The sequence below is a fragment of the Micromonospora sp. DT68 genome, from assembly GCF_049847245.1.
Lineage (GTDB): Bacteria > Actinomycetota > Actinomycetes > Mycobacteriales > Micromonosporaceae > Micromonospora > Micromonospora profundi.
Map to the genome: position 1 here is coordinate 48912 of NZ_JBNCNZ010000018.1, position 24357 is coordinate 73268.

Annotated in this window: 20 protein-coding genes; 13 read left to right on the forward strand and 7 right to left on the reverse strand. The window is 72.2% G+C overall.

From position 1 onward, the window contains the following. From rpmF to ACPXB1_RS25875, 5 genes are all read left to right on the forward strand, one after another. The gene (rpmF, locus tag ACPXB1_RS25855; RefSeq protein WP_030335284.1) at nt 1-174 is read left to right on the forward strand and encodes a 50S ribosomal protein L32; all 174 of its coding nucleotides are present in this window, start codon (nt 1-3) and stop codon (nt 172-174) included. A gap of 135 nt (nt 175-309) precedes the next feature. Continuing rightward, nucleotides 310-1275 (forward strand): phosphate acyltransferase PlsX, encoded by a 966-nt coding sequence (locus ACPXB1_RS25860; protein WP_355632882.1) that lies wholly within the window; start codon nt 310-312, stop codon nt 1273-1275. Continuing rightward, complete coding sequence (gene rnc / locus ACPXB1_RS25865) at nt 1272-2201, forward strand: ribonuclease III (protein WP_355593665.1); 930 nt, start codon at nt 1272-1274, stop codon at nt 2199-2201. The genes ACPXB1_RS25860 and rnc overlap by 4 nt, the downstream gene beginning before the upstream one ends. Continuing rightward, nucleotides 2194-3051 carry a bifunctional DNA-formamidopyrimidine glycosylase/DNA-(apurinic or apyrimidinic site) lyase gene (gene mutM, locus ACPXB1_RS25870; protein WP_355593667.1) on the forward strand — a complete coding sequence of 286 codons (858 nt, stop codon included), beginning with the start codon at nt 2194-2196 and terminating at the stop codon, nt 3049-3051. The genes rnc and mutM overlap by 8 nt, the downstream gene beginning before the upstream one ends. A 221-nt stretch (nt 3052-3272) precedes the next feature. Continuing rightward, nucleotides 3273-5492 carry an MMPL family transporter gene (locus tag ACPXB1_RS25875; protein ID WP_355632879.1) on the forward strand — a complete coding sequence of 740 codons (2220 nt, stop codon included), beginning with the start codon at nt 3273-3275 and terminating at the stop codon, nt 5490-5492. Nucleotides 5493-5539: 47 nt separating this feature from the next. On the opposite strand, the gene ACPXB1_RS25880 is transcribed toward ACPXB1_RS25875, so the two are convergent. Both ACPXB1_RS25880 and ACPXB1_RS25885 read right to left on the reverse strand, forming a co-directional pair. Beyond that, complete coding sequence (locus ACPXB1_RS25880; protein WP_355593671.1) at nt 5540-6382, reverse strand: endo alpha-1,4 polygalactosaminidase; 843 nt, start codon at nt 6380-6382, stop codon at nt 5540-5542. 114 nt (nt 6383-6496) lie between these two features. Continuing rightward, nucleotides 6497-7570: a CAP domain-containing protein gene (locus ACPXB1_RS25885; RefSeq protein WP_355593673.1), complete on the reverse strand. Its 1074-nt coding sequence runs from the start codon at nt 7568-7570 to the stop codon at nt 6497-6499. A gap of 371 nt (nt 7571-7941) precedes the next feature. On the opposite strand from ACPXB1_RS25885, the gene ACPXB1_RS25890 reads away from it, so the two are divergent. The 3 genes from ACPXB1_RS25890 (at nt 7942) to ACPXB1_RS25900 (ending at nt 12718) form a co-directional block, all read left to right on the forward strand. Beyond that, a complete protein-coding gene (locus ACPXB1_RS25890; RefSeq protein ID WP_007456482.1) occupies nt 7942-8136 on the forward strand; it encodes a hypothetical protein in 195 nt (64 codons plus the stop codon). A gap of 347 nt (nt 8137-8483) precedes the next feature. Then, entirely contained in the window at nt 8484-12098 is a 3615-nt protein-coding gene (gene smc, locus ACPXB1_RS25895; protein ID WP_355593675.1) for a chromosome segregation protein SMC, read from the forward strand. Then, nucleotides 12098-12718 (forward strand): HAD-IA family hydrolase, encoded by a 621-nt coding sequence (locus ACPXB1_RS25900; protein ID WP_355593677.1) that lies wholly within the window; start codon nt 12098-12100, stop codon nt 12716-12718. The genes smc and ACPXB1_RS25900 overlap by 1 nt, the downstream gene beginning before the upstream one ends. Nucleotides 12719-12725: 7 nt before the next feature. Here ACPXB1_RS25900 and ACPXB1_RS25905 read toward each other — a convergent pair whose 3' ends face one another. The 5 genes from ACPXB1_RS25905 to ACPXB1_RS25925 all read right to left on the reverse strand — a co-directional run bounded on the left by ACPXB1_RS25905 (nt 12726) and on the right by ACPXB1_RS25925 (nt 17685). Further along, nucleotides 12726-13247, reverse strand: a complete 522-nt coding sequence (locus tag ACPXB1_RS25905; RefSeq protein WP_355593679.1) for a DinB family protein — start codon at nt 13245-13247, stop codon at nt 12726-12728. 43 nt (nt 13248-13290) lie between these two features. Further along, nucleotides 13291-13785 (reverse strand): universal stress protein, encoded by a 495-nt coding sequence (locus tag ACPXB1_RS25910; RefSeq protein ID WP_355593681.1) that lies wholly within the window; start codon nt 13783-13785, stop codon nt 13291-13293. Next, nucleotides 13782-15371, reverse strand: coding sequence for an MDR family MFS transporter (locus ACPXB1_RS25915; protein WP_355593683.1), 1590 nt, complete (start codon nt 15369-15371; stop codon nt 13782-13784). Before ACPXB1_RS25915 ends, ACPXB1_RS25910 begins: the two co-directional genes overlap by 4 nt. A 134-nt stretch (nt 15372-15505) precedes the next feature. Continuing rightward, a complete protein-coding gene (locus tag ACPXB1_RS25920; protein ID WP_355593685.1) occupies nt 15506-15946 on the reverse strand; it encodes a MarR family winged helix-turn-helix transcriptional regulator in 441 nt (146 codons plus the stop codon). A 26-nt stretch (nt 15947-15972) separates the two neighbouring features. Further along, a complete protein-coding gene (locus ACPXB1_RS25925; RefSeq protein WP_355593687.1) occupies nt 15973-17685 on the reverse strand; it encodes an alkaline phosphatase D family protein in 1713 nt (570 codons plus the stop codon). Nucleotides 17686-17768: 83 nt separating this feature from the next. Here ACPXB1_RS25925 and ftsY point away from each other — a divergent pair, with 83 nt between their 5' ends. The 5 genes from ftsY to ACPXB1_RS25950 all read left to right on the forward strand — a co-directional run bounded on the left by ftsY (nt 17769) and on the right by ACPXB1_RS25950 (nt 24182). After that, a complete protein-coding gene (gene ftsY / locus ACPXB1_RS25930) occupies nt 17769-18959 on the forward strand; it encodes a signal recognition particle-docking protein FtsY (RefSeq protein WP_425735897.1) in 1191 nt (396 codons plus the stop codon). A 6-nt stretch (nt 18960-18965) separates the two neighbouring features. Then, nucleotides 18966-19829, forward strand: coding sequence for an aminoglycoside phosphotransferase family protein (locus ACPXB1_RS25935; RefSeq protein WP_192580334.1), 864 nt, complete (start codon nt 18966-18968; stop codon nt 19827-19829). A 289-nt stretch (nt 19830-20118) separates the two neighbouring features. Beyond that, nucleotides 20119-21531 (forward strand): ammonium transporter, encoded by a 1413-nt coding sequence (locus ACPXB1_RS25940; RefSeq protein WP_355593691.1) that lies wholly within the window; start codon nt 20119-20121, stop codon nt 21529-21531. Nucleotides 21532-21556: 25 nt separating this feature from the next. Continuing rightward, nucleotides 21557-21895 carry a P-II family nitrogen regulator gene (locus ACPXB1_RS25945; protein ID WP_007456507.1) on the forward strand — a complete coding sequence of 113 codons (339 nt, stop codon included), beginning with the start codon at nt 21557-21559 and terminating at the stop codon, nt 21893-21895. A 16-nt stretch (nt 21896-21911) separates the two neighbouring features. Continuing rightward, entirely contained in the window at nt 21912-24182 is a 2271-nt protein-coding gene (locus ACPXB1_RS25950; protein ID WP_355593693.1) for a [protein-PII] uridylyltransferase, read from the forward strand. Nucleotides 24183-24357 lie beyond the last annotated feature (175 nt).

Genomic DNA, 24357 nt, shown 5'->3' on the forward strand with positions numbered 1-24357 from the left:
GTGGCCGTCCCCAAGCGCAAGATGTCGCGCAGCAACACCCGGTCCCGCCGGGCGAACTGGAAGGCGACCGTGGTCGCGACCGTCGCGTGCCCGCAGTGCAAGTCCCCGAAGCTGCCGCACGCCGCCTGCTCCGTCTGCGGCACCTACAACGGCCGCCAGGTTCTCGAGGTCTGACCTGGACGCCGAGTGACGCCCCCGACCCCAGGTCGGGCGGCGCGCGCACCCTGGCATTCGCCCGGTGCCCCGGCTCCCTCCGACACCGGCCGGCCCAACCCGGCCGGTGTTCCGGCGGAGCGGGGCACCGCGCGGATCGCCGTTGACCTCCTCGGCGGGGACGACGCTCCCGCCGTCGTGGTTGACGGCGCTCTGCGGGCCATGCGCGCCGACCCTGACCTGCACCTGCTGCTCGTCGGCCCGACCGAGGTCGCCGACGAGCTGATCGCTGCCCTCGGCCCGGCCCAGCGGGCCCGGATCACCGTGCGGCCGGTCCGCGATGCCGTCGGCATGGCCGACCATCCAAGCGCTGCCCGCGCGGAGAGCACCGTCCGGGCCGTCGTCACCGCCGTCCGCGACGGCACCGCTGACGCGCTGGTCTCCGCAGGCGCCACCGGCGCCACTGTCACCGCCGCCGTGCTCGGCCTGGGTCGCTGGCCCGAGATCCGCCAACCCGCCCTGGTCGCCACCCTGCCCGCGGTCGCCGGCCCGGTAGTGCTGCTCGACGTCGGCGGCACGCTGGAGCCCCGCCCGGCGACCCTCGCCCGGCACGCCGTTCTCGGCGCCGCGTACGCCGCGGTCGCCCACTCGATCCCCGCGCCCCGGGTCGGCCTGCTCTCGGTCGGCACCGAGGCCGGCAAGGGCGACCGGGTACGCCGCGCCACCGACCCCCTGCTCGCCGTCGAGCCGCTGCCCGGCGGCGCGCACTACGTCGGCATGGTCGAGGGGTACGACGTGGCGCTCGGCGCGCGCGCCGATGTGGTGGTCACCGACGGCTTCACCGGTAACGTGCTGCTCAAGGCGATCGAGGGCGCGTACGCGATGGCCGGCGGCCCGCCCGTCGGTGGCGGCGCGCCCCGTGCCGCCGCTCTGCTCGGCGTCGCCGGAACGGTGGTCGTCTGCCACGGCTCCGCCGGCGCCGACGACGTCGCCTCCGGCATCGCCCTCGCCGCCCACCTGTGGCGGAGACGCGCCACCGACCTGGTTTCCGCGTTGCTCGACGGCGACGCCGTGGCCGATCGCTCCGACCGCTCCACCGACACCGAGGTACGTACATCATGAGCAACGACAAGCGGCGGCGGGCGTCCGTCGGTCACCTGGAAGCCGCGTTTGGCGTCAGCATCGAGCCGGACCTGCTGGAACGGGCGCTGACCCACCGCTCGTACGCGTACGAGAACGGTGGCCTGCCGACAAACGAACGGCTGGAGTTCCTCGGCGACTCGGTGCTCGGCGTCGTGATCACCACGGCGCTGTTCCACAACCACCCCGACCTGCCCGAGGGCCAGTTGGCCAAGCTGCGGGCCAGCGTGGTCAACATGCGGGCGCTCGCCGACGTGGCGCGCGGGCTGGGGCCGGACGGCCTCGGCGCGTACCTGCTGCTCGGCAAGGGCGAGGAGACCACCGGCGGGCGGGACAAGGCGAGCATCCTCGCCGACACGCTTGAGGCGCTGCTCGGCGCGATCTATCTCCAGTACGGGCTGGACACCGCCGGGATCGTGATCCACCGGCTCTTCGACCCGCTGATGGCCGAGTCGGCGGGCCGGGGCGCCGCCCTGGACTGGAAGACCAGCCTCCAGGAGTTGACCGCGGCGTTGGGGCTCGGCGTTCCGGAGTACCGCATCGAGGGCACCGGTCCGGACCACCTGAAGACGTTCACCGCCTGGGTCGTGGTGGCCGGCAACCGGTACGGCGGCGCCGAGGGGCGCAGCAAGAAGGAGGCCGAGCAGCGGGCTGCCGAGGCGGCCTGGCGGACGCTCGCCGAGCAGGACGGCCCCGACGACGAAGGCCAGGACAGCCAGGACAGCCCGAACGGGCAGGCCAGCGCCGACCACCGGGACCAGCCGACCGACCTGACCGACGGGGACGGGTCGTTCGGGCCGTTGGAGCGCGCCGAGCGGGCGGCACAGAGCGAGCAGGCCGACCACCTGGCGCAGTCCATGCCGGCCGGGGGCGCCGACGGCCACGAAACCGGTGTACGCCGTGCCTGAGTTGCCTGAGGTGGAGACCGTACGGCAGGGGCTCGCCCAGTGGGTGATCGGTCGGCGGATCGCCTCGGTCGAGGTCCGTCACCCGCGCGCCGTCCGGCGGCACGTCCCGGGTGGGGCGCACTTCGCCGACGTGCTCGCCGACCGGACCGTGCTGGACGTCCGCCGCCGCGGCAAGTACCTGTGGCTTCCGCTGGACAGCGGCGACGCGGTGATCGGGCACCTCGGCATGTCCGGGCAGTTGCTGCTCCAGCCGCCCGGCACTCCGGACGAGACCCACCTGCGGGTCCGGTTCCGGTTCGCCGATGACGGGCCGGAGCTGCGCTTCGTCGACCAGCGCACGTTCGGTGGGCTCTCGGTGAGTGAAGGTGGCGCCGAGCTGCCCGCGGAGATCGCGCACATCGCCCGCGACCCGATGGACCCGGAGTTCTCCGACACGGATTTCGTCGCCGCGCTGCGCCGTCGGCGGACCGAGGTGAAGCGCGCCCTGCTCGACCAGACGCTGATCTCCGGGGTGGGCAACATCTACGCCGACGAGGCGCTCTGGCGCGCCCGGCTGCACGGCGTCCGGCCCACCGACGCGCTGACCGGCCCGGCAGCCCAGCGCCTGCTCGGCCACGTCCGCGACGTGCTCGCTGAGGCGATCAAGGAGGGTGGCACCAGCTTCGACGCCCTCTACGTCAACGTCAACGGCGAGAGCGGCTACTTCGACAGGGAGCTGAACGTGTACGGCCGCGAGGGCGAGCCGTGCCGGCGGTGTGGCACGCCCGTCCGCCGAGAGGCGTTCATGAACCGCTCCTCGTACAGCTGCCCGCGTTGTCAGCCCCGGCCCAGGGGCTCCCTTCGGGGATGACCCGGAGCGGCCTCCGGGTCGGCGTCGGCGGGTTGCGGCCGGCTCCCCGGATCGTCCCCCGATTAGGGGACCGGGTGGGGGGTTGACACCGACCCCGAGGGCCCACCACCCATCGTGGAGGGACTCCGGGGCAGGCCGGGGCCGATCCCCGATGTGATCGTCCCGTCCCGTCCCTAGCGTCAGCACCGTTGACAAGGGCTGACGTGACAGGGGGACCCGAGATGGGCGCAAGACCGGTGACGGTGCGGATGGCGCGGTGGAGCGCCGAGCATCCGTGGCGGGCGATCGCGCTGTGGGCCGTGTTCGTGGCGGTGTGTTTCGTGGGCGGCAACGCCGTCGGCCTCAACGAGGCGACGAACAACGACCAGGCGATCGGCGAGGCGGGGCGGGCCGGCGTGATCGTCGACTCCGGAGCCTTCGACGACCCGGCCGTGGAGAACGTACTCATCACCGCCCGGGACGGGTCCCTGGACCTGGTGGCTGCGAAGACGGCGGCCGACGACGCGGCGGCCCGGCTGCGTACCGTCCCGGGGGTCGCCGGGGTCGGCCAACCGGTCACCGCGCGGGACGCGTCGGCGGTGTTGCTGCCGATCACCATGTCCGGTGATCCGGGGACCGCGTCGGACCGGGTGCAGCCGCTGCGGGACGCGACAGCGACGGTGCAGGGCGCGCATCCGGCGCTGCGCGTCGAGCAGGTCGGCGGCCCGTCGATCAACCAGGCCCTCGACGACACCCTGGGCAAGGACTTCAAGCGCGCCGAGCTGCTCAGCCTGCCTGTCACACTTGCCATCCTGATCATCGCGTTCGGCGCGTTGATCGCCGCGAGCGTGCCGGTGTTGTTGGCGCTCTCCTCGGTCGCCGCCGCGATGGGTCTGTCCACCTTCGCCTCGCACCTGGTGCCGGCCACCGACACCACCGCACCGGTGATCCTGCTGATCGGCATGGCTGTCGGTGTCGACTACTCGCTGTTCTACATCCGCCGGGAACGCGAGGAGCGGGCAAAGGGTCGTTCCGGCCTGGACGCTGTCGAGATCGCCGCGGAGACCTCCGGGCACGCCGTCGTGGTCTCCGGCTTTGCGGTGATCATCTCGATGGCCGGGCTGCTGCTCGCCGGCGACGTGGTCTTCTCGTCCCTGGCCGTCGGCTCGATCCTCGTGGTCGCCGTCGCGGTGATCGGCTCGCTGACAGTGCTGCCGGCCCTGCTGGCCAGGCTCGGTCGCTGGGTCGACCGTCCCCGGGTGCCGCTGCTCTGGCGCCTGACCGCGCCGCGTACCGACCGCAACGGCGCACCCCGCGCGCCCCGACTCTGGCCGGCGGTGCTCCGGCCCGCGCTGCGCGCACCGGTCGCGACCCTCGTCATCTCGGTCGGCCTGCTGCTCGCGCTCGCCGCACCCGCGCTCGGCATGAAGCTGAAGTTCCCCGGCATGGAGGACCTGCCGCGAACCACGCCGGCGATGCAGGCGTACGACCGGCTCACCGCGGCCTTCCCGAGCACCAGCACCAACCATGTGGTGGCGGTCCGCGCGCCTGCCGAGCAGGCCGACCGGGTCCACGCCGCGCTCACCGGCCTGGCCGGCCGTGCCGCCGGTGACCCGCTGTTCGCCGCCGCCGAGGCGGACGGCCCGAAGATCGAGGTGTCGGCCGACCGGCAGGTGTCGGTGCTGGACATCGCCACCCCGTACGCCAGCCGGGACGACCGGTCGGTGCAGTCGTTGGAGAAGCTGCGCGACGACCTCGTCCCGGCCGAGCTGCGGGGCATTCCCGGGATCGAGTACGCGGTGGGCGGCAGCGTTGCCGACAGCGAGGACTACGCGCAGCACATCAAGAGCAAGCTGCCGCTGGTGATCGGGTTCGTGCTGGTGCTCACCTTCCTCGTCATGGTGTTCACCTTCCGGTCGGTGGTGGTGGCGGCAAGCTCGATCCTGCTGAACCTGCTCTCCGCCGGTGCCGCGTACGGGCTTGTCGTGCTGGTGTTCCAGGGTGAGTGGGCCGAGGGGCTGCTCGGTTTCACGTCGATGGGCGCGATCGTGTCCTGGCTGCCGCTGTTCCTCTTCGTGGTGCTCTTCGGCCTCTCGATGGACTACCACGTGTTCGTGGTCAGCCGGATCCGTGAGGGGGTCCTGGCCGGCATGTCCACAAGGGATGCGGTCTCGTACGGCATCACCTCGTCGGCGGGGGTGGTGACAAGCGCGGCCATCGTGATGGTCGGCGTGTTCTCGATCTTCGCCACGTTGAGCACCATCGACATGAAGCAGCTCGGCATCGGCCTGGCGGCGGCGATCCTCCTGGACGCCACGATCATCCGTGCCGTGGTGCTGCCGGCGCTGATGACCATGCTCGGCGACGCCAACTGGTGGGCGCCGCGCTTCCGGCGCCCGCGTCCGAAGCCGGCCCCGGCCGATCCGCCGGCAGCCGCGCCGGAGCTGGTGGCGGTGCCCTGACCCAGGCGCGAGTAGGCCGGGCCACGACTGTGGCCCGGCCGACCGTGTCAGGGCAGCGCGCACGCCTCCCGCCAGGCGTTCAACGTCCGTTCCTTGCGGATCGACGCGAAGCCGTAGCCGACAGTGGTGACGCAGAAGTCGTCGGTCGAGCCCGTGTATTCGACGTGGAAGACAGGCTTACCCGCGTCGGCGAACGGCAGCAGCTTGGCGCACTGGTCCAGCCGGACGCACTCCTCGTTCACGACGAAGTCGAAGTCGGGGGCAAGCGCCGCGAGCTGCGGCACTGCGTTGGTCAGCCCGGGTGAGAGGTCAAGCGACCGGGCCAGCTGCGCCAGCCGACGGTTGAACAGCAGTTGGTCGTCGAAGCCGAGGGGAAAGCCGGTGCGGTGCTCGTACCCGTCGGCGTCGGCGAACGCCACAGCGCCGAAGCCCTTGCCCCGGCAGAGCCGGAACCGGTCGGCAAGCACCGGCTCCAGAGCGTCCCATCCCCGTACGTCCAGCCACCGGCTGTCAGGTCGGCGTGCGGCCGAGCCCTGTACGGCGGCGGGAAACCGGCTGGCGTCCGGGTCGGTCGAACGCACCGAGCCGACGTACACCTGGCAGATCAACCGGCGGTCGCGCGAGCGCAGCTCGGCGGTCTGCGCGGCGGTGGTGGCCACGGGGTCGAGCAGGAAGACGTCCGCTTCCACTGTCGGGTCGAGCGGGCCGCTGAGCTGCCACTGCCACTGCCAGTGGCGGGCCTGCCCGGCCGGCCACGGGGTTGGTGCACCGGGCGGGGTCAGCTCGGCCCGGCAGCCGTACACGGGTAGCACCAGGACGAGCGCGACGCCTGCCGACACGATCCGACGCAGCGGGCGTACGGCGGTTCGTCGCCGCGGCCGGATCCGCATCGGCAGCTCCCGGGTCCTGGGCGGCCCGTCGCCGCCGGCCGGTACGCCGCCCCGCGCTCCGGCCCGACGTACCTCACCGGGTCAAACGAGCGCGGGGGCGCGGACGACGCGCGGTCAGCGCGGCGCCGCGAAGACCTGCGTCCAGTACGGGCCGTTGCTGCTGGCGATGCCGACGCCGATTTCGGTGAACGCGCAGTTCAGGATGTTCTTCCGGTGGCCGGTGCTCTTCATCCACGCGCTCATCACGCTGGCCGGCGACTGCTGGTTCCAGGCCACGTTCTCGCCGTAGGTGCGCCAGGCGTAGCCGACCCGGTCCAGCCGGACGCCGGGGTTGCTGCCGTCGCTGCCGGTGTGCGACATGTTCTTGTGGTCGGCCTGGTCCTGGCTGTGCCGCTGCGCGGCGGTCATCAGCTTGTCGTCGATGCTCAGCGCGTTGCAGCCGGCCTTGGCCCGCTCGGCGTTCACCAGGTCCACCACCTCGCGAGCCTGGGCGCTCACCGTGCCGGAGGCGCCGCCCGAGCCGCCGGTGCTGCTCGGCGCGGTGCTGCGCGGGGCGGTACGCCGTGACGCGGCGGTGGAGCGCGACGGCGCCGGGGTGGGCTTGACGACCTTGCTCGGCGTCGGGGCCGGCTGTGCCGTGCTGGGCGTGGCGGTGGGGGAGGGGGCGACAAGGGTGTCGCCGGCCAGTTCCTCGGCCTGCTCGGCGGGCGCGGCGGCGACGGTGTCGTCGACAGCGGTCGGCTCAACTGTCGACCCGTCCCCGCCGGGCAGGGCGAGCGCGCCCACACCGAAGCTCACCACGAGGGTGGCGGCCGCGGCGGCGCCGCCGATCAGCAGCGGGCGACGCCAGCGCCGGGGCGAGCGGTGTCGGCCCTCGCCGGCCCGGCCCTCGTCGCCGGTGCCGGTCCGCCAATCGCCGCTTGTCTCCGCGTCAATGGGCACGGCGCTCGTCGGTGCCGCCCAGCCGCCGGTGGCCTCCGCGGCGGTGGGCTCCTCCATGGGCGCCGGCTGCCACCGGGCGGTGGGCTCCGCGTGGTGCCAATCGTCGCCGGGTTGGTCGGGGTCGTCGCCGAAGAGGTAGGCCGAGCGGGGCTCCGGGCGATCTCTCAGCCAGTCCGGCTCGTCGGTCGGCCGCTCGGCGCGCCGGGGTGCGCCGTTCGGGTCCATCGGGTCGGTCCAGCCGTGCACGCCATGCCTCCACGGGGTCGGTTGTTGGCCGGGGTGACGCTACGACTCGCCAACGAGCTGCGGCAACGTGGCTAAGGAAGAGTTAAGGGGAAGTCGGACGCCGAGGGGCGGACTTCCGGGAATCCGGGCGTACAGTAAAGGTGTCCGGACAGAGCGTGTCCGTGCCTTGTGGCAGCCCCCCCGACAAGTGGACAGGTCGACGTGGAGATGATCTACGGCCTGCGAGAACTTGACGAACGAGGGGTTAGCGGCTCAATATATAGGTGTCGCCAGTCGCGCCCGGTCATGCCCAGATACACCTGGAATGGCAGCCGCGTACAAATGGGCGCGCGTTGGCCGGCCTTTCCGGCAGCGCATATCAAGGAGTCAGCATGGCGAAGGCCCTCTACGGCCACGTAGGTGCAGCGCCCGACCGGCGTCTGCTCGACGAGGTCACCCGACTGCGTGCCAGGGTTCAGGCACTGGAGTTCGAGATCACGCGTCTGCGTGCCGACAATGATCGGCTCGCGGCGGCAGCGGCGGAAGCGGACGATCTGCTTCGTCTCGCCGAGCCGGCGCTGACCTGATCTCCGGGTCGGAAAACTGAATCGCACCACCGCAAAAATGCGCGCCGACACCTCCGTGCCGGCGCGCAACGCTGTCCGGCCCCTTTTCCACTGCCGATGATTCGTGATCTTGTATTCGGTGCCGCGTCATCCACCCGGTCGGTTTCCGGAAATACGCGTACCAGCGGGCTGATCATGAATGCGCTTTGTCTTTCCGGTCACAGCCGCAGAGGCGGTCCGGCCCACTGCCGGCACGACCCGGGGCGGGTCGCGTGCCGAACGGCTCCCGCCATCGGGTTAGTCTGCGGGTTCACCCAGGTCCCCGCAGCCGGCGACGGTACGGCGGCCACCGGACGAGGATCGAGAAGGTGTATCTCAAGAGTCTGACGGTGCGGGGCTTCAAGTCCTTCGCCTCCGCCACGACGTTGAAGCTGGAGCCCGGGATCACCTGCGTGGTGGGCCCCAACGGCTCCGGCAAGTCCAACGTCGTGGACGCCATCGCCTGGGTGCTCGGCGAGCAGGGCGCCAAGGCGCTGCGCGGCGGCAAGATGGAGGACGTGATCTTCGCCGGCACCGCCGGTCGCGCGCCGCTGGGCCGCGCCGAGGTCACCCTCACCATCGACAACACCGACGGCGCGCTGCCAATCGAGTACACCGAGGTCTCGATCACCCGCCGGATGTTCCGCTCCGGCGAGAGCGAGTACGAGATCAACGGCAACTCCTGCCGGCTGCTCGACATCCAGGAACTGCTGTCGGACTCCGGCATCGGCCGGGAGATGCACATCATCGTCGGCCAGGGCCGGCTCGACGGCATGCTGCACGCCAAGCCGGAGGACCGCCGCGCGTTCATCGAGGAGGCGGCAGGCGTCCTCAAGCACCGCAAGCGCAAGGAAAAGGCGCTGCGCAAGCTCGACGCCATGCAGGTCAACCTCAACCGCCTGACCGACCTGACCGCCGAGCTGCGCCGCCAGCTCAAGCCGCTGGGCCGCCAGGCGGAGGTGGCCCGCCGTGCCGCCGCCATCCAGGCCAACCTGCGCGACGCCCGGCTCCGGCTGCTCGCCGACGACCTCGCCACCCTGCGGACCACCCTCGACCGGGAGATCGCCGACGAGACCGCGCTGCGGGAGCGGCGCGAGCAGATCGAGGGCGAGCACACCGAGGTGCAGGGCCGGCTCGGCGAGTTGGAGGCGGCGCTGGCCGAGGACGCTCCGCTGCTCGCCGCCGCCCAGGACACCTGGTACAAGCTGTCCGCCCTCCAGGAACGCTTCCGCTCGATCGAACAGCTGGCCCGGGAGCGGCTGCGGCACCTCAGCGCCACCGGCGACGACGAGCGCCCCGGCCGGGACCCGGACCAGCTGGAGGCCGAGTCGGAGCGGGTCCGCGAGCAGGAGGAGGAGCTGCGCGCGGCACTTACCGACGACCAGATCCGGCTGGCCGAGGCCGTCGAGCACCGTCAGGAGCTGGAACGGCAGCTCGCCGCCGCCGAGCGGGAGCTTGTCGCCGCCGCCAAGGCCATCGCCGACCGGCGCGAGGGCATGGCCCGGCTCACCGGCCAGGTCAACTCGGCCCGTGCCCGCACCACGAGCGCCGGTGAGGAGATCGAACGGCTCGCCGTGGCGCACGCCGACGCGCTGGGCCGCGCCGAGAAGGCACAGGCCGACCTGGACGCGGTGGCCGCGCAGTCCACCGAGGCGGACCGGGACAACGCCGACCTGGACGCCCGGCACGCCGAGGCCGTCGCGGTGCAGGAGCGGGCGCAGGCAGGCGTCCGGTCGCTCGCCGACGCCGAGCGGGCCGCCGAGAAGGACGCCGCCACCTGGAAGGCCCGGGAGGAGGCGCTGGCACTCGGTCTGCGGCGCAAGGACGGCGCCGGCGCGCTGCTGGCCCGCGCCGGGGACGTACCGGGCCTGCTCGGCAGCCTCGCCGGGCTGCTCACCGTCGCTCCGGGGCACGAGGCCGCGCTTGCCGCAGCGCTCGGCGGGCTCGCCGACGCGGTCGCCATCAGCGGTGTGGACGAGGCCGTCGAGGCGATGCGCCTGCTGAAGATCTCCGACGCCGGGCGGGCAGGCCTGCTCGTCGGCAGCCCGGCGGGGCCCGGCATGACCGGCTCCGCCGACGCGCTGCGCCCGAAGCTGCCCGACGGTGCCCGCTGGGCGCCCGACCTCGTCGAGTGCGCGGCCGAGCTGCGCCCCGCTGTGCACCGGGCGCTGCGCGACGTGGCGCTCGTCGACGACCTCGCCGCCGCTGCCGAGCTGGTCGCCGGCAACCCCGAGCTGCGCGCGGTCACCCCCGACGGCGACGTGGTCGGGGCGTACGCGGCGGCCGGTGGGTCGGCCAAGGCGCCGAGCTACATCGAGGTGCAGGCGGCCGTCGAGGAGGCGCGTACCAACCGGCTCGCCGCCGAACGCTCCGGTGCCGAGCTGCGCGAGCAACTCGTCGAGGCGCGCGCCGAGGTGACCGCCGCCAAGGAGGCAGTGCAGCACGCAGCCGCCGAGAAGCGCGAGGCGGAGAGCCACCGCAACGCCGCCGCCCGCCGGCTGGCCGAGCTGGGCGCGGCGGCCCGCTCGGCGAAGGCGGAGACCGACCGGTTGGGCGAGTCCCGGGCCCGCGCCGAGGCGGCCCGACAGCGGGACCTCGAAGCGCTCGCCGAGCTGGAGGAGCGGCTGCGCCTGGCCGAGGAGACGCCCGTCGACGCCGAGCCCTCCACCGAGGAGCGGGACCAGCTCGCCGCCATGGTGCCGCAGGCCCGGCAGAACGAAATGGAGGTCCGGCTCGCGGTGCGTACCGCCGAGGAGCGGGTCTCCTCGATCGCCGGCCGGGCCGACTCGCTGGCCCGGCAGGCCACCGCGGAGCGCGCCGCCCGGGAGCGCGCCGCAGCCCGGCGGGCCGCGCGCACCCGGGGCGCGGGCATCGCCCGCGCCGTCGCCGGTGGCGCCCGGGAGGCGCTCACCCGGCTCACCACCTCGATCGCTACGGCCGAGGAGCACCGCGACGAGGTGGCGCGGGAACGGGCCGCCCGCGAGGCGGAACTCCAGGAGGTACGCGGGGCAGCCAAGCGACTCGGCGCGGAGCTGGAGCGGCTGACCAGCCAGGTGCACCGCGACGAGGTGGCCCGCGCCGAACAGCGGCTGCGCATCGAGCAGTTGGAGGCGAAGGCGGCCGAGGATTTCGGGCTGGACGTGGAGACCCTCGTCGCCGAGTACGGGCCGACCCAGCCCGTCCCACCGACCCCTGTCGACGTCGCGACAGCCGAACGCGACGGCCTGCCGGTGCCCGAGCCGGTCCGCTACGAGAGGCCGGTGCAGGAGAAGCGGGCCGCCAAGGCCGAACGGGAGCTGGCCCTGCTGGGCAAGGTCAACCCGCTGGCCCTTGAGGAGTTCGCCGCGCTTGAGGAGCGCTTCAAGTTCCTCTCCGAGCAGTTGGAGGACCTCAAGGCCACCCGGCGGGATCTGCTCACGGTGGTCAAGGACGTGGACGAGCGGATCCTTGAGGTCTTCGCCAGCGCGTTCGCCGACACGGCGCGGGAGTTCGAGCAGGTGTTCACAGTGCTCTTTCCCGGCGGCGAGGGTCGGTTGATCCTCACCGACCCCGACGACCTGCTCACCACAGGTGTCGAGGTGGAGGCCCGCCCGCCGGGCAAGAAGATCAAGCGGTTGTCCCTGCTCTCCGGTGGCGAGCGGTCGCTGACAGCGGTGGCCATGCTGGTGGCGATCTTCCGCGCCCGGCCCAGCCCGTTCTACATCATGGACGAGGTGGAGGCGGCCCTGGACGACGTCAACCTGGGCCGGTTGATCACGTTGCTGGCACAGTTGCGGGAGAAGAGCCAGCTCATCGTCATCACACACCAGAAGCGGACCATGGAGATCGCCGACGCGCTCTACGGCGTGACCATGCGCAGCGGGGTCACCCAGGTGATCAGTCAACGGCTCAACCGGGCCGACGAGGACGACCAGCGGCACAGCCGCGGCGAGGAGAACGGGTAGTGGCTCGGGAACGCGCGACGGCGCTCCTGCTGGATCTGGATGGCGTGCTGCGCCGGTGGGATCCGGCGGTCGCCGCCGGGGTGGAACGGGAGTACGGCCTTGCCGACGGTGTGCTCAGCGAGATCGCGATGCAGTGGGGTCGGCTCCAGCCGGTGCTCACCGGGCAGGTCAGCCACGCCGACTGGATGAGCAGCGTGGCCGACGCGCTCACCGAGCCGGCCGGTGGCCCCGACCGGGCTCGCGCGGCAGTGGAGCAGTGGCAGCGCTACCGGGGTGAGGTGGACACCGAGGTGCTCGACTTCGTCCGGGAGGTGCGCGCCGCAGGGATCCGGGTCGGTCTGGCCACGAACGCCACCGACCTGCTCGACGCCGACCTCGCCGCGCTCGACCTCGCCGACGAGGTGGACGTGGTGGTCAACTCCTCGACGCTCGGCGTGCACAAGCCCGCGCCGGAGTATTTCCAGGCGGCGTGCGTGGCCGTCCGGACCCCGCCGGCCCGGGTCCTGTTCGTCGACGACGAGGACTGGGCGATCCGGGGCGCCCGCGCGGCCGGCCTGTCGGCGCACCGCTGGGGCGGTCACGCCGACCTGCGCTACCTGCGGGCGGCCCTGGACTACTGAGCGCCTGTCAGTCGCCGGTGGCGCCGTCGATCCTTTCCCGGATCAGGTCGGCGTGCCCGTTGTGCCGGGCGTACTCCTCGATCATGTGCACGTAGACCCAGCGCAGGTTGAAGGTGCGCTTCTTGGAGCCGATCTCGACGAAGGTCTCGTCGAGGGAACGACCGGCGGTCGCCTCCCGGGCAAGCGCCACCTCGCGTTGGAAGATCGCGAAGTCCGCTTCGGCGTCGGCGGCGCTGACGTCGTGATCGGCGTCCGGATTCTCCTGAGTGAAGTACGGGTAGTCGACCTGCTGCCCGGCGAAGCTCTCCCGGAACCACCAGGCCTCCACCTCGGCCAGGTGCCGGACCAGGCCGAGCAGGGTCAGCGTGGACGGTTCCACGCTGGGCGTGCGCAACTGCTCCTCGGTCAGCCCGGCGCACTTGAGCAGCAGCGTCTGCCGGTGGTAGTCGAGCCAGCCTTCGAGCATGGTGCGCTCGTCGCCGACGTACGGTTCGGGGGTCCGGGTGATCTCCGGTGCGGTCCAGGTCATGCGCGGCATCCTGCCTAGTACGGCCGACAGCCGCGACGGGTTTTCAGGGCACCACGACGACGGGCCAGCGGCCGGTGCGGACCAGGCGGGTCGCGACCGAGCCGACAAGCCGGTGACCGGCCTGCTCGGAGGCGCCCACCACGACCATGTCGGCCTGGCACTCGTCGGCCGCCGCGCACAGCTCGGCGTACGCGTCGCCGCGCCGGCACAGGAAGGTCACCGGGAGCTTCCACTCCTCGGCTCCGCGCCGGCACTCGCGGCGCAACTCGTCGGCCAGCTCGTCGTGGGTGCGCTGGACCGCGGCGGCGTCCATTCCGGGCACCAGGGCTGTCAACCCGCTGGGCGAGCTCACGAAGACCACCACGAGGGCAGCGCCCTGCCGGCGGGCCAGGCCGGCGGCGTACGCGCCGGCCCGCTCGGAGGTGCGGGTGCCGTCCACGCCGACCAGGACGACCCGGGGCCCGTCCGTGCCCCGCTCGAACGGCAGCGGACGGGTCCGAGGGCCGAACTCCTCGCGGTCCGGTGCTCCCACGCTCATGCCGCCACCTCCACAGTCGGCTCCCGCTCCACGTCGCCTGTCGTCGGTGAGCTGTTGTGCTGCCGCAGCGGCACCTCCTTGATGAAGGTCACCGCGATCAGCGCGATGAGCGCGAAGGGGGCGGCGGCCAGGAAGATGTCGCCGGCTCCGTGGCCGTACGCGCTCTCCACCACGAGCCGGATCGGGCCGGGCAGGGCGTGCACGTCGGGCAGGCTCCCGCCGCTGCCGGAGCTGGACGCGGGGATGCCGAGCTGCGACAGGCCGGCTGCCGTGTAGTCCTTGACCTTGTGGGCGAGCACCGCGCCGAGCGCGGAGACGCCGATCGCGCCGCCGAGGCTGCGGAAGAACGCCACCACCGAGCTGGCCGCGCCGAGTTCGCGCGGGTCGACGGTGTTCTGCACGGCGAGGACCAGGTTCTGCATGGTCATGCCCAGTCCGATGCCGATCAACGCCATGTAGACGGAGAGCAGGGTGAAGCTGGTGTCGGCCCGCAGGGTGCCCATCAGCGCGAAACCGGCGGTGAGCAGTGCCGTGCCGAGCACCAGGAACCGCTTCCAGCGCCCGGTGCGGGTGATGATCCGGCCGCTCAGCGTCGAGGAGACAAGCAGGCCGAGGATCATGGGCAGGGTCATGAGGCCGGACATGGTCGGGCTCTGTCCGCGGCTGATCTGGAAGTACTGGCCGAGGAAGACCGAGGCGCCGAACATGCCCACGCCGACCGCGATGCTGGCGACGACGGCGAGAACGATGGTGCGGTTGCGGAACAGCCGTGGCGGGATCATCGGCTCGGCGGCCCGGGTCTCCACCCGGATCGCCAGCGCGGCGAGCACCAGGGCGCCGAGCACCATGACGACGCTCTGCCCGGAGGCCCAGGCGAACTGGTTGCCGGCGAGCGAGACCCAGATCAGCAGCACCGAGACGGCCGCCGTGATGAGCGTGGCGCCCCACCAGTCGATCTGGGCCTTGCGCTTGACCACCGGCAGGCGCAGCGTCTTCTGGAGGACGACGAGCGCGGCGATGGCGAACGGCACGCCGACGTAGAAGCACCAGCGCCAGCCGAGCCACGAGGTGTCGACGATCACGCCACCGATGAGCGGGCCGCCGATGGTGCCGACCGCCATCACCGCACCGAGGTAGCCGCTGTAGCGACCACGCTCACGCGGCGCGATCATGGTGGCCATGATCACCTGGGCCAGTGCGGTGAGACCGCCCGCGCCGATGCCCTGCAGCACCCGGCACGCGATCAGCTCGCCGGTGCCCTGCGCCGCCCCGGCCAGCACGGAGCCGAGTACGTAGATCACCAGCGACAACTGGACGAGTGTCTTCTTGCTGACCAGATCGGCAAGTTTGCCCCAAATAGGGGTTGTTGCGGTGGTCGCGAGGAGGGCAGAGGTGACCACCCAGGTGTACGCGGACTGGCCGCCGCGCAGTTCGGTGATGATCCGCGGCAGTGCGTTCGACACCACAGTTGAGGAGAGAATCGCGACGAACATGCCCAGCAGCAGGCCGGAGAGAGCCTCCAGGATCTGCCGGTGGGTCATGTCCACGACGCCGGGCGCCGCTGTCGGCGCTGTCGCCTGGCTCATCGTTGTTGCCTCCATGCGGAGTGGGGGTCACCGGGGCTCGCCCGCCTCGGAGGGTTGCCTGAAGCAACCCGATGTCATGGTTGCCTCAAGCAACAACTTGTCAGGCGTGAGCGTCATTCCTCCACCCGCGGAGGTCATTGCCAGGAGTCGTTGAACTTGCCGAGAAGGCGGGCGAACTCCTCGACGTCCCGGGCCGGCCAGTCGTCAAGGGTGCGCAGGAACTCGCCCACGCGGGCCGCCCGGGCGGCGTCGAACCGGCGCCGACCCTCCTCCGTGAACCTGATCTGCGCGGCCCGCCGATCACTCGGGTCGGGGTCGCGGTGGACCAGACCCAGCGCCTCCAGCCCGTTGATCTGCCGACTCAGCGTGCCCTTTCCCACACCGAGTCGCGCCGCCAGCTCGGTCAACCGGATCGAGCCACTGCGCCGCAGCCAGAGCAGCAGCCCGTACGTGTTCGGTTCGAGGTTCGGGTGCACCTCCCGGGCGATCTCCCAGGAGACCGCCCGACCTCGACGCAGCAGGGCTGTCAACTCGTGCTCGACTGCCCGGATCGGCTCCGGAAGGTGCTCGTCCACGGGCTAGAGACTACGGCGGGGCCTGATCAGCCGTCGCCGGAGAGCCGCCGGTTCATCACCCGACGCAGGTGCCCCTCGCCAGTGGTGCCCTCGATGACGACGTCGGCCCGGCGACCCTGATGGGTCAGGGTGCCGACGGCGTTGCCGAAGTACGGCCCGGCCAGCTTGCGCCAGCGCACGCCCGGACGACGGACGCCAGCCGAGCGGGCCAGCGCCCGGGTCGCCCCCGCCGGGCCGGACGACCAGCCCAGACGCATCAACGGGCGGATCCCGGCGGGCACCTGGTTGTGGATGGGCGAGCAGGTGAGCTGATGCACCGGAGTGATCACCGCCGGGTCGGCGAACCGCGCCCGCGCCACGTACGAATGGTGCACGTCCCCGGACAGCACGCTTATCGACGCCGGTGGGGCGTACGCCGGGCCGGCGCCGACCCGCGCTCCGGACTTCCTCGGCGTGCCGGTGCCGATCCGGGCGAACGTCTCCGCGAGCGCCTCGAAGGAGCGGCGGAAGGCCGCCCAGTGCTCCAGGTCGAGCGCCCGGCGCAGCTTCTCCGCTCCGCGTGCCACCCACGGCCGGCGCGAGTCGGCAAGCTTCTCGTTCCACGCCTCGATGTGGTGGATGCCCTGCGGCAGCAGCCACGGCAGCGAACTGCCGACCACCAGGTGGTCGTAGACGCCGTGCGCCTGGTCGAGGAACCACGCCCACTCACCGGGCGGCAGCATCGCCCGCTTGCCCGGCTCAAGCACCCGACTGCACCGGTTGTCCAGCATGACCAGCCGGGTCCGGCCCAGGTCGAGCGCGTAGCTCCACTGGTACTGCACCGCGCGCCAGCGCTCGGTGTCGTGCGCCACGTCGGATTCCTTGTCGACCCGGGCACCGAACTCACGGAGCACACCGGTGGCGTCCTCGGCGGCCGCGACCTTGGCGAAGACCGGGTCGGCGGCGATCTCGTCGGGGGAGAGGTTGCCCAGGTGCTGGTAGACCCAGTAGGAGGCGAGCCCGCTGCCGATCCGCTCGGCCCACCACGGCTGCTCGCGCACGTCCGCCCGCCACGACGCGGACGTGTTCCAGTCGTCGATGATCTCGTGATCGTCGAAGATCATCACGCTCGGCACGGTGGACAGCAGCCAGCGGATCTCCGGATCGCGCCAGGACTCCAGGTAGAGCTTCGTGTACTCGTCGAAGCTCACCACCTGGTCGGCCGGAGCGCCCTTCGGACGACGCCGGCGACGGCGCAGCAGCCGGCGCACAGTCGGCGACGTCACATCGGCGTAGACCTGGTCGCCGAGCAGCACCAGCAGGTCCGGCAGCGAATTCGACTCCGGGTCGGCCATCAACCGCCGGGCGTACGCGTCAAGAGCGTCCGGCGGCAGTTTGCGGGTGGTGGAGTGCTGGGTGGTCTCCCGACACGAGCCGAAGATCAGGTTGACGGGCTGGTCCCGGTCGTCGGCCGCCCGGGTGCGGATCACGCTCGGCGGGAAGCCGCTGCTCGGCACCGGCCAGACCACCTCGCCGTCGACAAGCACCTCGTACGTCGTCGTGCTGTCCGGGGTGAGACCCTCCACCACCACGAGCGCGTAGTGGTGGTCGTACGCCGAGAAGGTGGGTGCGGAGCCGGTGGCGCCGTCTGCGGCGCGGACGGTGACCACGGCGGGCGCCGCCGTCTCCACCCAGACCGTCGCCCGGGTGTCCACCACGCGCCGCAGCAGAGGGCCGATCAGGAGGTGTGCGGCGGGCATGCGGCCGAGCCTACCGCCGGTTCGTGAAAGCAGCCGGGTGCGGTGGCTGGGACGCCGCCGCCGGCATCTGACAGGATTCCGGCATGGCCGAATATCTCGTCCTCGCTCTGGTCCTGCTCGGTGTGCTGATCGCCGGCACAGTCGGGCTGGTCGTGCCCCGGTTGCGCCGGAGGCCCGAGCCACCGCTGCCGCGCACCGAGGTCGACACACGCGCCGAGGAGGATCTCGCCGGCCCGCCGGTCGAGGCACCGGAGTCCGATCTGTCCACCGGCGTCCTGGTCGAGCCACCGCCGGTGATCGAGGCGCCCGCGCCCACCGTCGAGGTGCCCGAGCCGACAGCCGGGCGGCTGGTCCGGCTCCGCTCCCGGCTGTCCCGCTCGCAGAACGTCTTCGGCAAGGGCCTGCTCGGCCTGCTCGCCCGCGACCACCTCGACGAGGACGTCTGGGAGGAGATCGAGGACAGCCTGATCACCGCCGACGTCGGCGTCGACGCGACCCGCGACATCGTCGACAGGCTGCGCGAGCGCACCCGCGTGCTGGGCACCCGCTCGGCCGGTGAGCTGCGCGCGCTGCTCGCCGCCGAGCTGGTGAACGCCCTCGACCCGAGCATGGACCGGTCGCTGCGTACCGCCCCCAAGGACGGCGTGCCGGCGGTCGTGCTGGTGGTCGGCGTCAACGGCGCCGGTAAGACCACCACCTGCGGCAAGATCGCCCGGGTGCTCGTCGCCGACGGCCGTACCGTGCTGCTCGGCGCCGCCGACACCTTCCGGGCCGCCGCTGCCGACCAGTTGCAGACCTGGGGCGAGCGTGTCGGCGCGGAGACCGTCCGCGGCCCGGAGGCCGCCGACCCGGCAAGCGTCGCCTTCGACGCCGTCCGGCGCGGCATCGACACCGGCGTGGACACCGTGCTCATCGACACCGCCGGCCGCCTCCAGAACAAGATCGGCCTGATGGACGAGCTGGGCAAGGTCAAGCGGGTGGTCGAGAAGCAGGGCCCGATCGACGAGACACTGCTCATCCTGGACGCCACGACCGGCCAGAACGGCCTGGAACAGGCACGCGTCTTCACCGAGGTGGTGAACGTGACAGGCGTCGTGCTGACAAAGCTCGACGGCACCGCGAAGGGCGGCATCGTGATCGCCGTGCAGCGCAAGCTCGGCATCCCCGTGAAGCTCGTCGGGCTCGGCGAAGGCAAGGACGATCTCGCCCTGTTCGACCCGGCGCAGTTCGTCGACGCGTTGCTGGGGACCGAGCCGGCCGGACGGGACGCGTAGTCTCGGGTGACCACTGACGATCGCGCGTACGCGGGCTGGCGTGACCCCGGCCACCCCTCGCAGCGCCTCGGGAGACCGTACGTGACTTCGCAGGAGATCCCGCTGCACGGCGGCAACGTGAGCACCGTCGTCCGCGTCGGGGACACGGTCCGCCGCAACGCCGGGCCGTGGACCCCGTCCGTGCACGCCCTGCTGCGGCACCTGGAGTACGTCGGGTTCACCGGCGCACCCCGGGCCCTGGGCATGGACGAACGCAACCGTGAGGTGCTGTCGTACCTGGAGGGGGAGTGCGGAGAGTATCCGCTGGCCCCGCACTGGGTCACCGACGAGGCGCTTGTCACTGTCGCCACGATGCTGCGGATGTTCCACGACGCGCAGTACGGCTTCACCCCGCCACCGGGCGCGGTCTGGCGCTCGTTCGGCCCTCCGCCACCGGACACCGAGGTGATCTGCCACCACGACGCCGCGCCACACAACGTGATCTGGCGGCCGGACGGCACGCTCGGGCTCATCGATTTCGACCTCGCCTCGCCCGGCGCCCGGATCTACGACGTGGCGTACGCGGCGTGGACCTGGGTTCCGATCTTCGCGGACCGGGACTCGATCACGCTGGGCTGGAAGCGTCCGGACCGTCCGCGCCGGCTGCGACTCTTCGCCGACGCGTACGGGCTGATCCCCCGTGACCGGCACCGGCTGATCCGGACCATCCGCAAGCGCATCGTGGACCACGTCGAGGGCATCCGCCGGATGGCCGCCGCCGGTGAGCCGGCGTTCGTGCGGATCGTGCACAAGGGGCACCTGCGCCGGCCGATGCGCGACCTGCGGCTGCTCGACTACGAGCGGCACGCCCTGGAGAACGCGCTCCGCTGACCGTCAGCCGCTGAGCGCCGGCCGGTCGATGCCCGGCCGGTCTCGGCGGGCGCGTCGGTCGATGGGCGTCGCCGGTCGGCCATCGACATCCGCCGTCCGGATGATCCACCACCGTCCATGCCGACGACTGTGCAGACTCCGTGACACGTACGAAACAACCCGTCACGAAACGGAAACCACCACGAGACCCTGCGTGAAACAGCCGGCCGCGAAGCTTCCGCGCAACCGGCCTACGGGCGACGCTGCCCCGGAAAGCCGCGAAGGAGGACTTCACCTTTAGGAGGCCAGCGTGCCTGAAGCACCGACGATCGACGGCGCCAATACCGTTTGGCTGCTGGTTTCGACCGCGCTCGTGCTGCTCATGACCCCCGGACTGGCGCTGTTCTACGGCGGCCTCAACCGGGCCAAGGGCGTACTCAACATGATGATGATGAGCTTCTCCGCCATCGGGCTCATCTCTATTCTGTGGTGGTTCTACGGTTTCAGCGTCGCCTTCGGGACCGACGTGAACGGATTCTGGGGCGACCCGAGCGCGTACCTCGGCACCAAGACCTTCCTCGCCGAGACCGACCTGTGGGGTGCCACGGCCGAGAACCCCAGCGGCATCGGGGTTCCGCTCTACGTGTTCATGGCCTTCCAGATGGTCTTCGCGGTGATCACCGTCGCGCTGATCAGCGGTGCCATCGCCGACCGGGCCAAGTTCGCCGGCTGGCTGCTGTTCGCCTTCGGCTGGGCCACCCTTGTCTACTTCCCCGTCGCCCACTGGGTGTGGGGCGGCGGCATCATCGGCGGTGACATCCACGCGCTGGACTTCGCCGGTGGCACCGCGGTGCACATCAACGCCGGTGCGGCAGCCCTGGCCGTGGCCTTGGTGCTCGGCAAGCGGCTGGGCTGGCCGCGGGAGGGCATGAAGCCGCACAACATCCCGCTGGTCGCGCTCGGCGCCGGTCTGCTGTGGTTCGGTTGGTTCGGGTTCAACGCCGGCTCGGAGCTGACCGTCGACTCGGTCGCCGCGCTCGCCTTCATCAACACCCAGCTCGCCACTGCCGCGGCGGTGCTCGGCTGGATCGTGGTCGAGTGGATCAAGGACCGCAAGCCGACGATGGTCGGTGCCTCCTCCGGCGCTGTTGCCGGTCTGGTCGCCATCACCCCGGCCTGCGGCTTCATCGCACCGTGGGCGGCCGTGCTGCTCGGCCTCGTCGCCGGAGCGGTGTGCGCCGCGGCCATCAGCCTCAAGTACAAGCTCGGCTACGACGACTCCCTCGACGTGGTCGGCGTGCACTTCGTCGGCGGCTGGATCGGCTCGCTCTGGCTGGGCCTGTTCGCCACCAACTCCGTCAACGCCGCGATCAGCGACGTGGTGGGTGCCTCCGACGGCCTGTTCTACGGCGGCGGCGTGACCCAGCTCGGGCGGCAGGCCCTCGCCGGTCTGATCGTCACCGTCTGGTCGTTCGCCATCGCCTGGGTGCTGGCCTTCGCCATCGAGAAGACGATCGGCTTCCGCGTCAAGGGTGAGGCTGAGGTCGACGGCATCGACATCGCCGAGCACGCCGAGAGCGGCTACGACCTGTCCCCGTCAGGTGGCGGTACGGGCAGCGCGTTCGCGATGGCCGGCATCGGCACCCCTGGTGGCGGCGCGACGAGCGGTGCCACGCCGGAAGCGGACTCCTCCGCGCCGGTCAGCGAGAAGGTCGCCGGTTAACGTTCCTGGGATGGAGGGGTTGGACATGAAGCTGGTGACCGCGGTCATCAAGCCGTACCAACTGGACGCGGTGAAGGAAGCTCTGCACGCCCTCGGGGTGGCCGGGTTGACCGTCAGCGAGGTGCAGGGGTACGGACGGCAGAAGGGGCACACCGAGGTCTACCGGGGTGCCGAGTACACGGTCGAGTTCCTGCCCAAGATCCGGGTCGAGGTGCTCACCGACGAGATCGACGTGGAAAAGATCGTGGACGCGATCGTCGGTGCGGCCCGTACGGGCAAGATCGGCGATGGCAAGGTCTGGGTCACCGGTGTCGAGGAGGTCGTCCGGGTGCGTACCGGCGAGCGCGGCCTCGACGCTCTCTGATTCGGAAGCGACAGACATGACCTCGTTGATCAAGGGGAACGCGTCAGCGGCCGACGGTGGCGCGAACCTCTTGATCAACGAGGTCGTCGGCGTACTGGGGGGCATCGGCGAGCCCGCCCGCCAGGCGCGAGCAGCGGCGTACGACGACTTCCTGCGCGGTCTACTTCCTCCGCGGGACGGTGTCGCGCTGATCGCTGTGGGCGGGCTGGGCCGGCGGCAGTGCGCCCCGTACGGCGATCTCGACCTGGTCCTGCTGCACGCCGGCGTGCCCGGCACCGACGAACTGGCCGCCTCGGTCTGGTACCCGATCTGGGACGCCGGCCTGCGCCTGGACCACTCGGTGCGGACCGTCTCCGAAGCTCTCTCGGTGGCCCAGGACGACGTCAAGGTCGCCCTCGGGCTGCTCGACGCCCGGCTGGTGGCCGGGGACCCGGCGCTGGCCGACGCGCTTGTCAGCACCGCCGCCGACCACTGGCGGCGCACCGCCGTCCGCCAACTGGTCGGCCTGCGGGAGGTCACCACCGCCCGCTGGCAGGCCCACGGCGAACTCGCCTTCCTGCTGGAAGGTGACCTCAAGGAGGCCGCCGGCGGGCTCCGCGACGTGGGGCTGCTGCGGGCGATCTCCGCCGCCGGCATCACCGACGCGCTGCGACCCGCCGTCCGCGCCGCCCACCTGCGCCTGCTGGACACCCGGGACGCCCTGCACCAGCAGGTCGGCCGCCGGGTGGACCGGCTGGTCGCCCAGGAACGCGACGGCGTCGCCGCGCTCCTCGCACTCGACGACGGCGACGCGCTCCTGCGCCGGGTGGCCGGGGACGCCCGCACTGTCAGCCACGCCCTGGACGACGCCTTCCGCGCCGCCGACCGGCTGCGCTCCGGCCGCGCCCGGGGCGGCAACGGTCGGCCCGTCCGCCGCCCGGTGGCCCGCGACGTGGTCGAGCACGACGGCGAGCTGGTGCTGGCCCGCACGGCGATCGGCGCACGCCCCGACCCGAGCCTGTCCCTGCGGGTGGCAGCCGCGGCAGCCGCGACCCGGCTGCCGATCGCCCGAGCCACCTGCGAGTGGCTGGCCGCGTACTGCCCGCCGCTGCCCGCGCCGTGGCCGGCCGAGGCCCGGGCCGCGCTCACCACCCTCCTCGGCGCCGGTCCCGGCCTCGTGCCCGCCTGGGAAACCTGCGACAGGTACGGCCTTGTCGACGGCTGGCTGCCCGAGTGGACGAGGCTGCGCAGCCTGCCCCAGCACAACCCTGTGCACCGCTACACCCTCGACCGGCACCTCGTGCAGACCGCCCACGAGGCCAGCCACCACGCCCGCGACGTGGAACGCCCCGACCTGCTGCTGCTCGGCGCGCTCCTGCACGACATCGGCAAGGGCCTCCCCGGCGACCACAGCACCGTCGGCGTGCCGGTCGCCGAGGCGGTGGCGACAAGGATCGGCCTGCCCGCAGCCGAGGTCGACCTGATCGGCCGGCTGGTCCGGCTGCACCTGCTGCTGCCCGACGTGGCCACCCGCCGGGATCTCTCCGACCCGGTCACCATCGGGTCAGTGGCCGAGGCGGTTGGCGACACCGGCACCCTCGACCTGCTGCACGCGCTGGTCCGCGCGGACGCGGCGGCCACCGGCCCCGCCGCCTGGTCGGACTGGAAGGGCAGGCTCGTCGCCGAGTTGGTCGCCCGCGTCCGCACCGCACTGGACACCGGCGTACTCCCCGAACCCCCGGCCCCGGACCCGGCGCTGCTGGACGGGCCGCTGCCGGTCGTCCACCTGACCGGCGACCGGGTGGCGGTGGCCGCGGCCGACCGGCGCGGCCTCCTCGCCACGGTGGCCGGGTGCCTGGCCCTGCACCGGCTGGAAGTGATCTCCGCGGACGCCTCCGTGGTCGACGGCCGGGCCCTTGTCGAGTGCCGGGTGCAACCCCGCTACGGCCTGCCGGCCGATCCGGTACCGCTGCGCGCCGACCTGCGCCGGGCGGTCGGCGGCGACGTGTCGGTCACCCAGCGGCTACGCGGTCGTGCGCTCGCAGCCCGGGGTGGTGGCGCGGATCCCCGGGTCGTCTGGCACCGCGAGGCGGCCACCGACGCCGTACTGCTCGAACTCCGCGCCGCCGACGCCGCCGGGCTGCTCTACCGGGTCACCTGCGCGCTCGACGAGGCGGGCGCGCTGGTCCGCGCCGCCCGCATCTCCACGCTCGGCGGCGACGTGGTCGACGCCTTCTACCTGGTCGGCGGCTGGCCCGACGACGCCACCCGGGCCCGCCTGGAAGCCGCGGTCCTCGCCGCCGTGTAGCCCTCGTCCGGTCCTGGCTGCCGTGGCTCCCGCCTGGTCCTGGCTGCCGTGGCTCCCGCCTGGTCCTGGCTGCCGTGCTCGCGCCCGGTCCTGCCGTGTGGTGAGCGTGATACCTCACAGTCATATTGATACCTCTGCGTCATCACGCTCGCAACGGAGTCCAGCACCGAGGCGG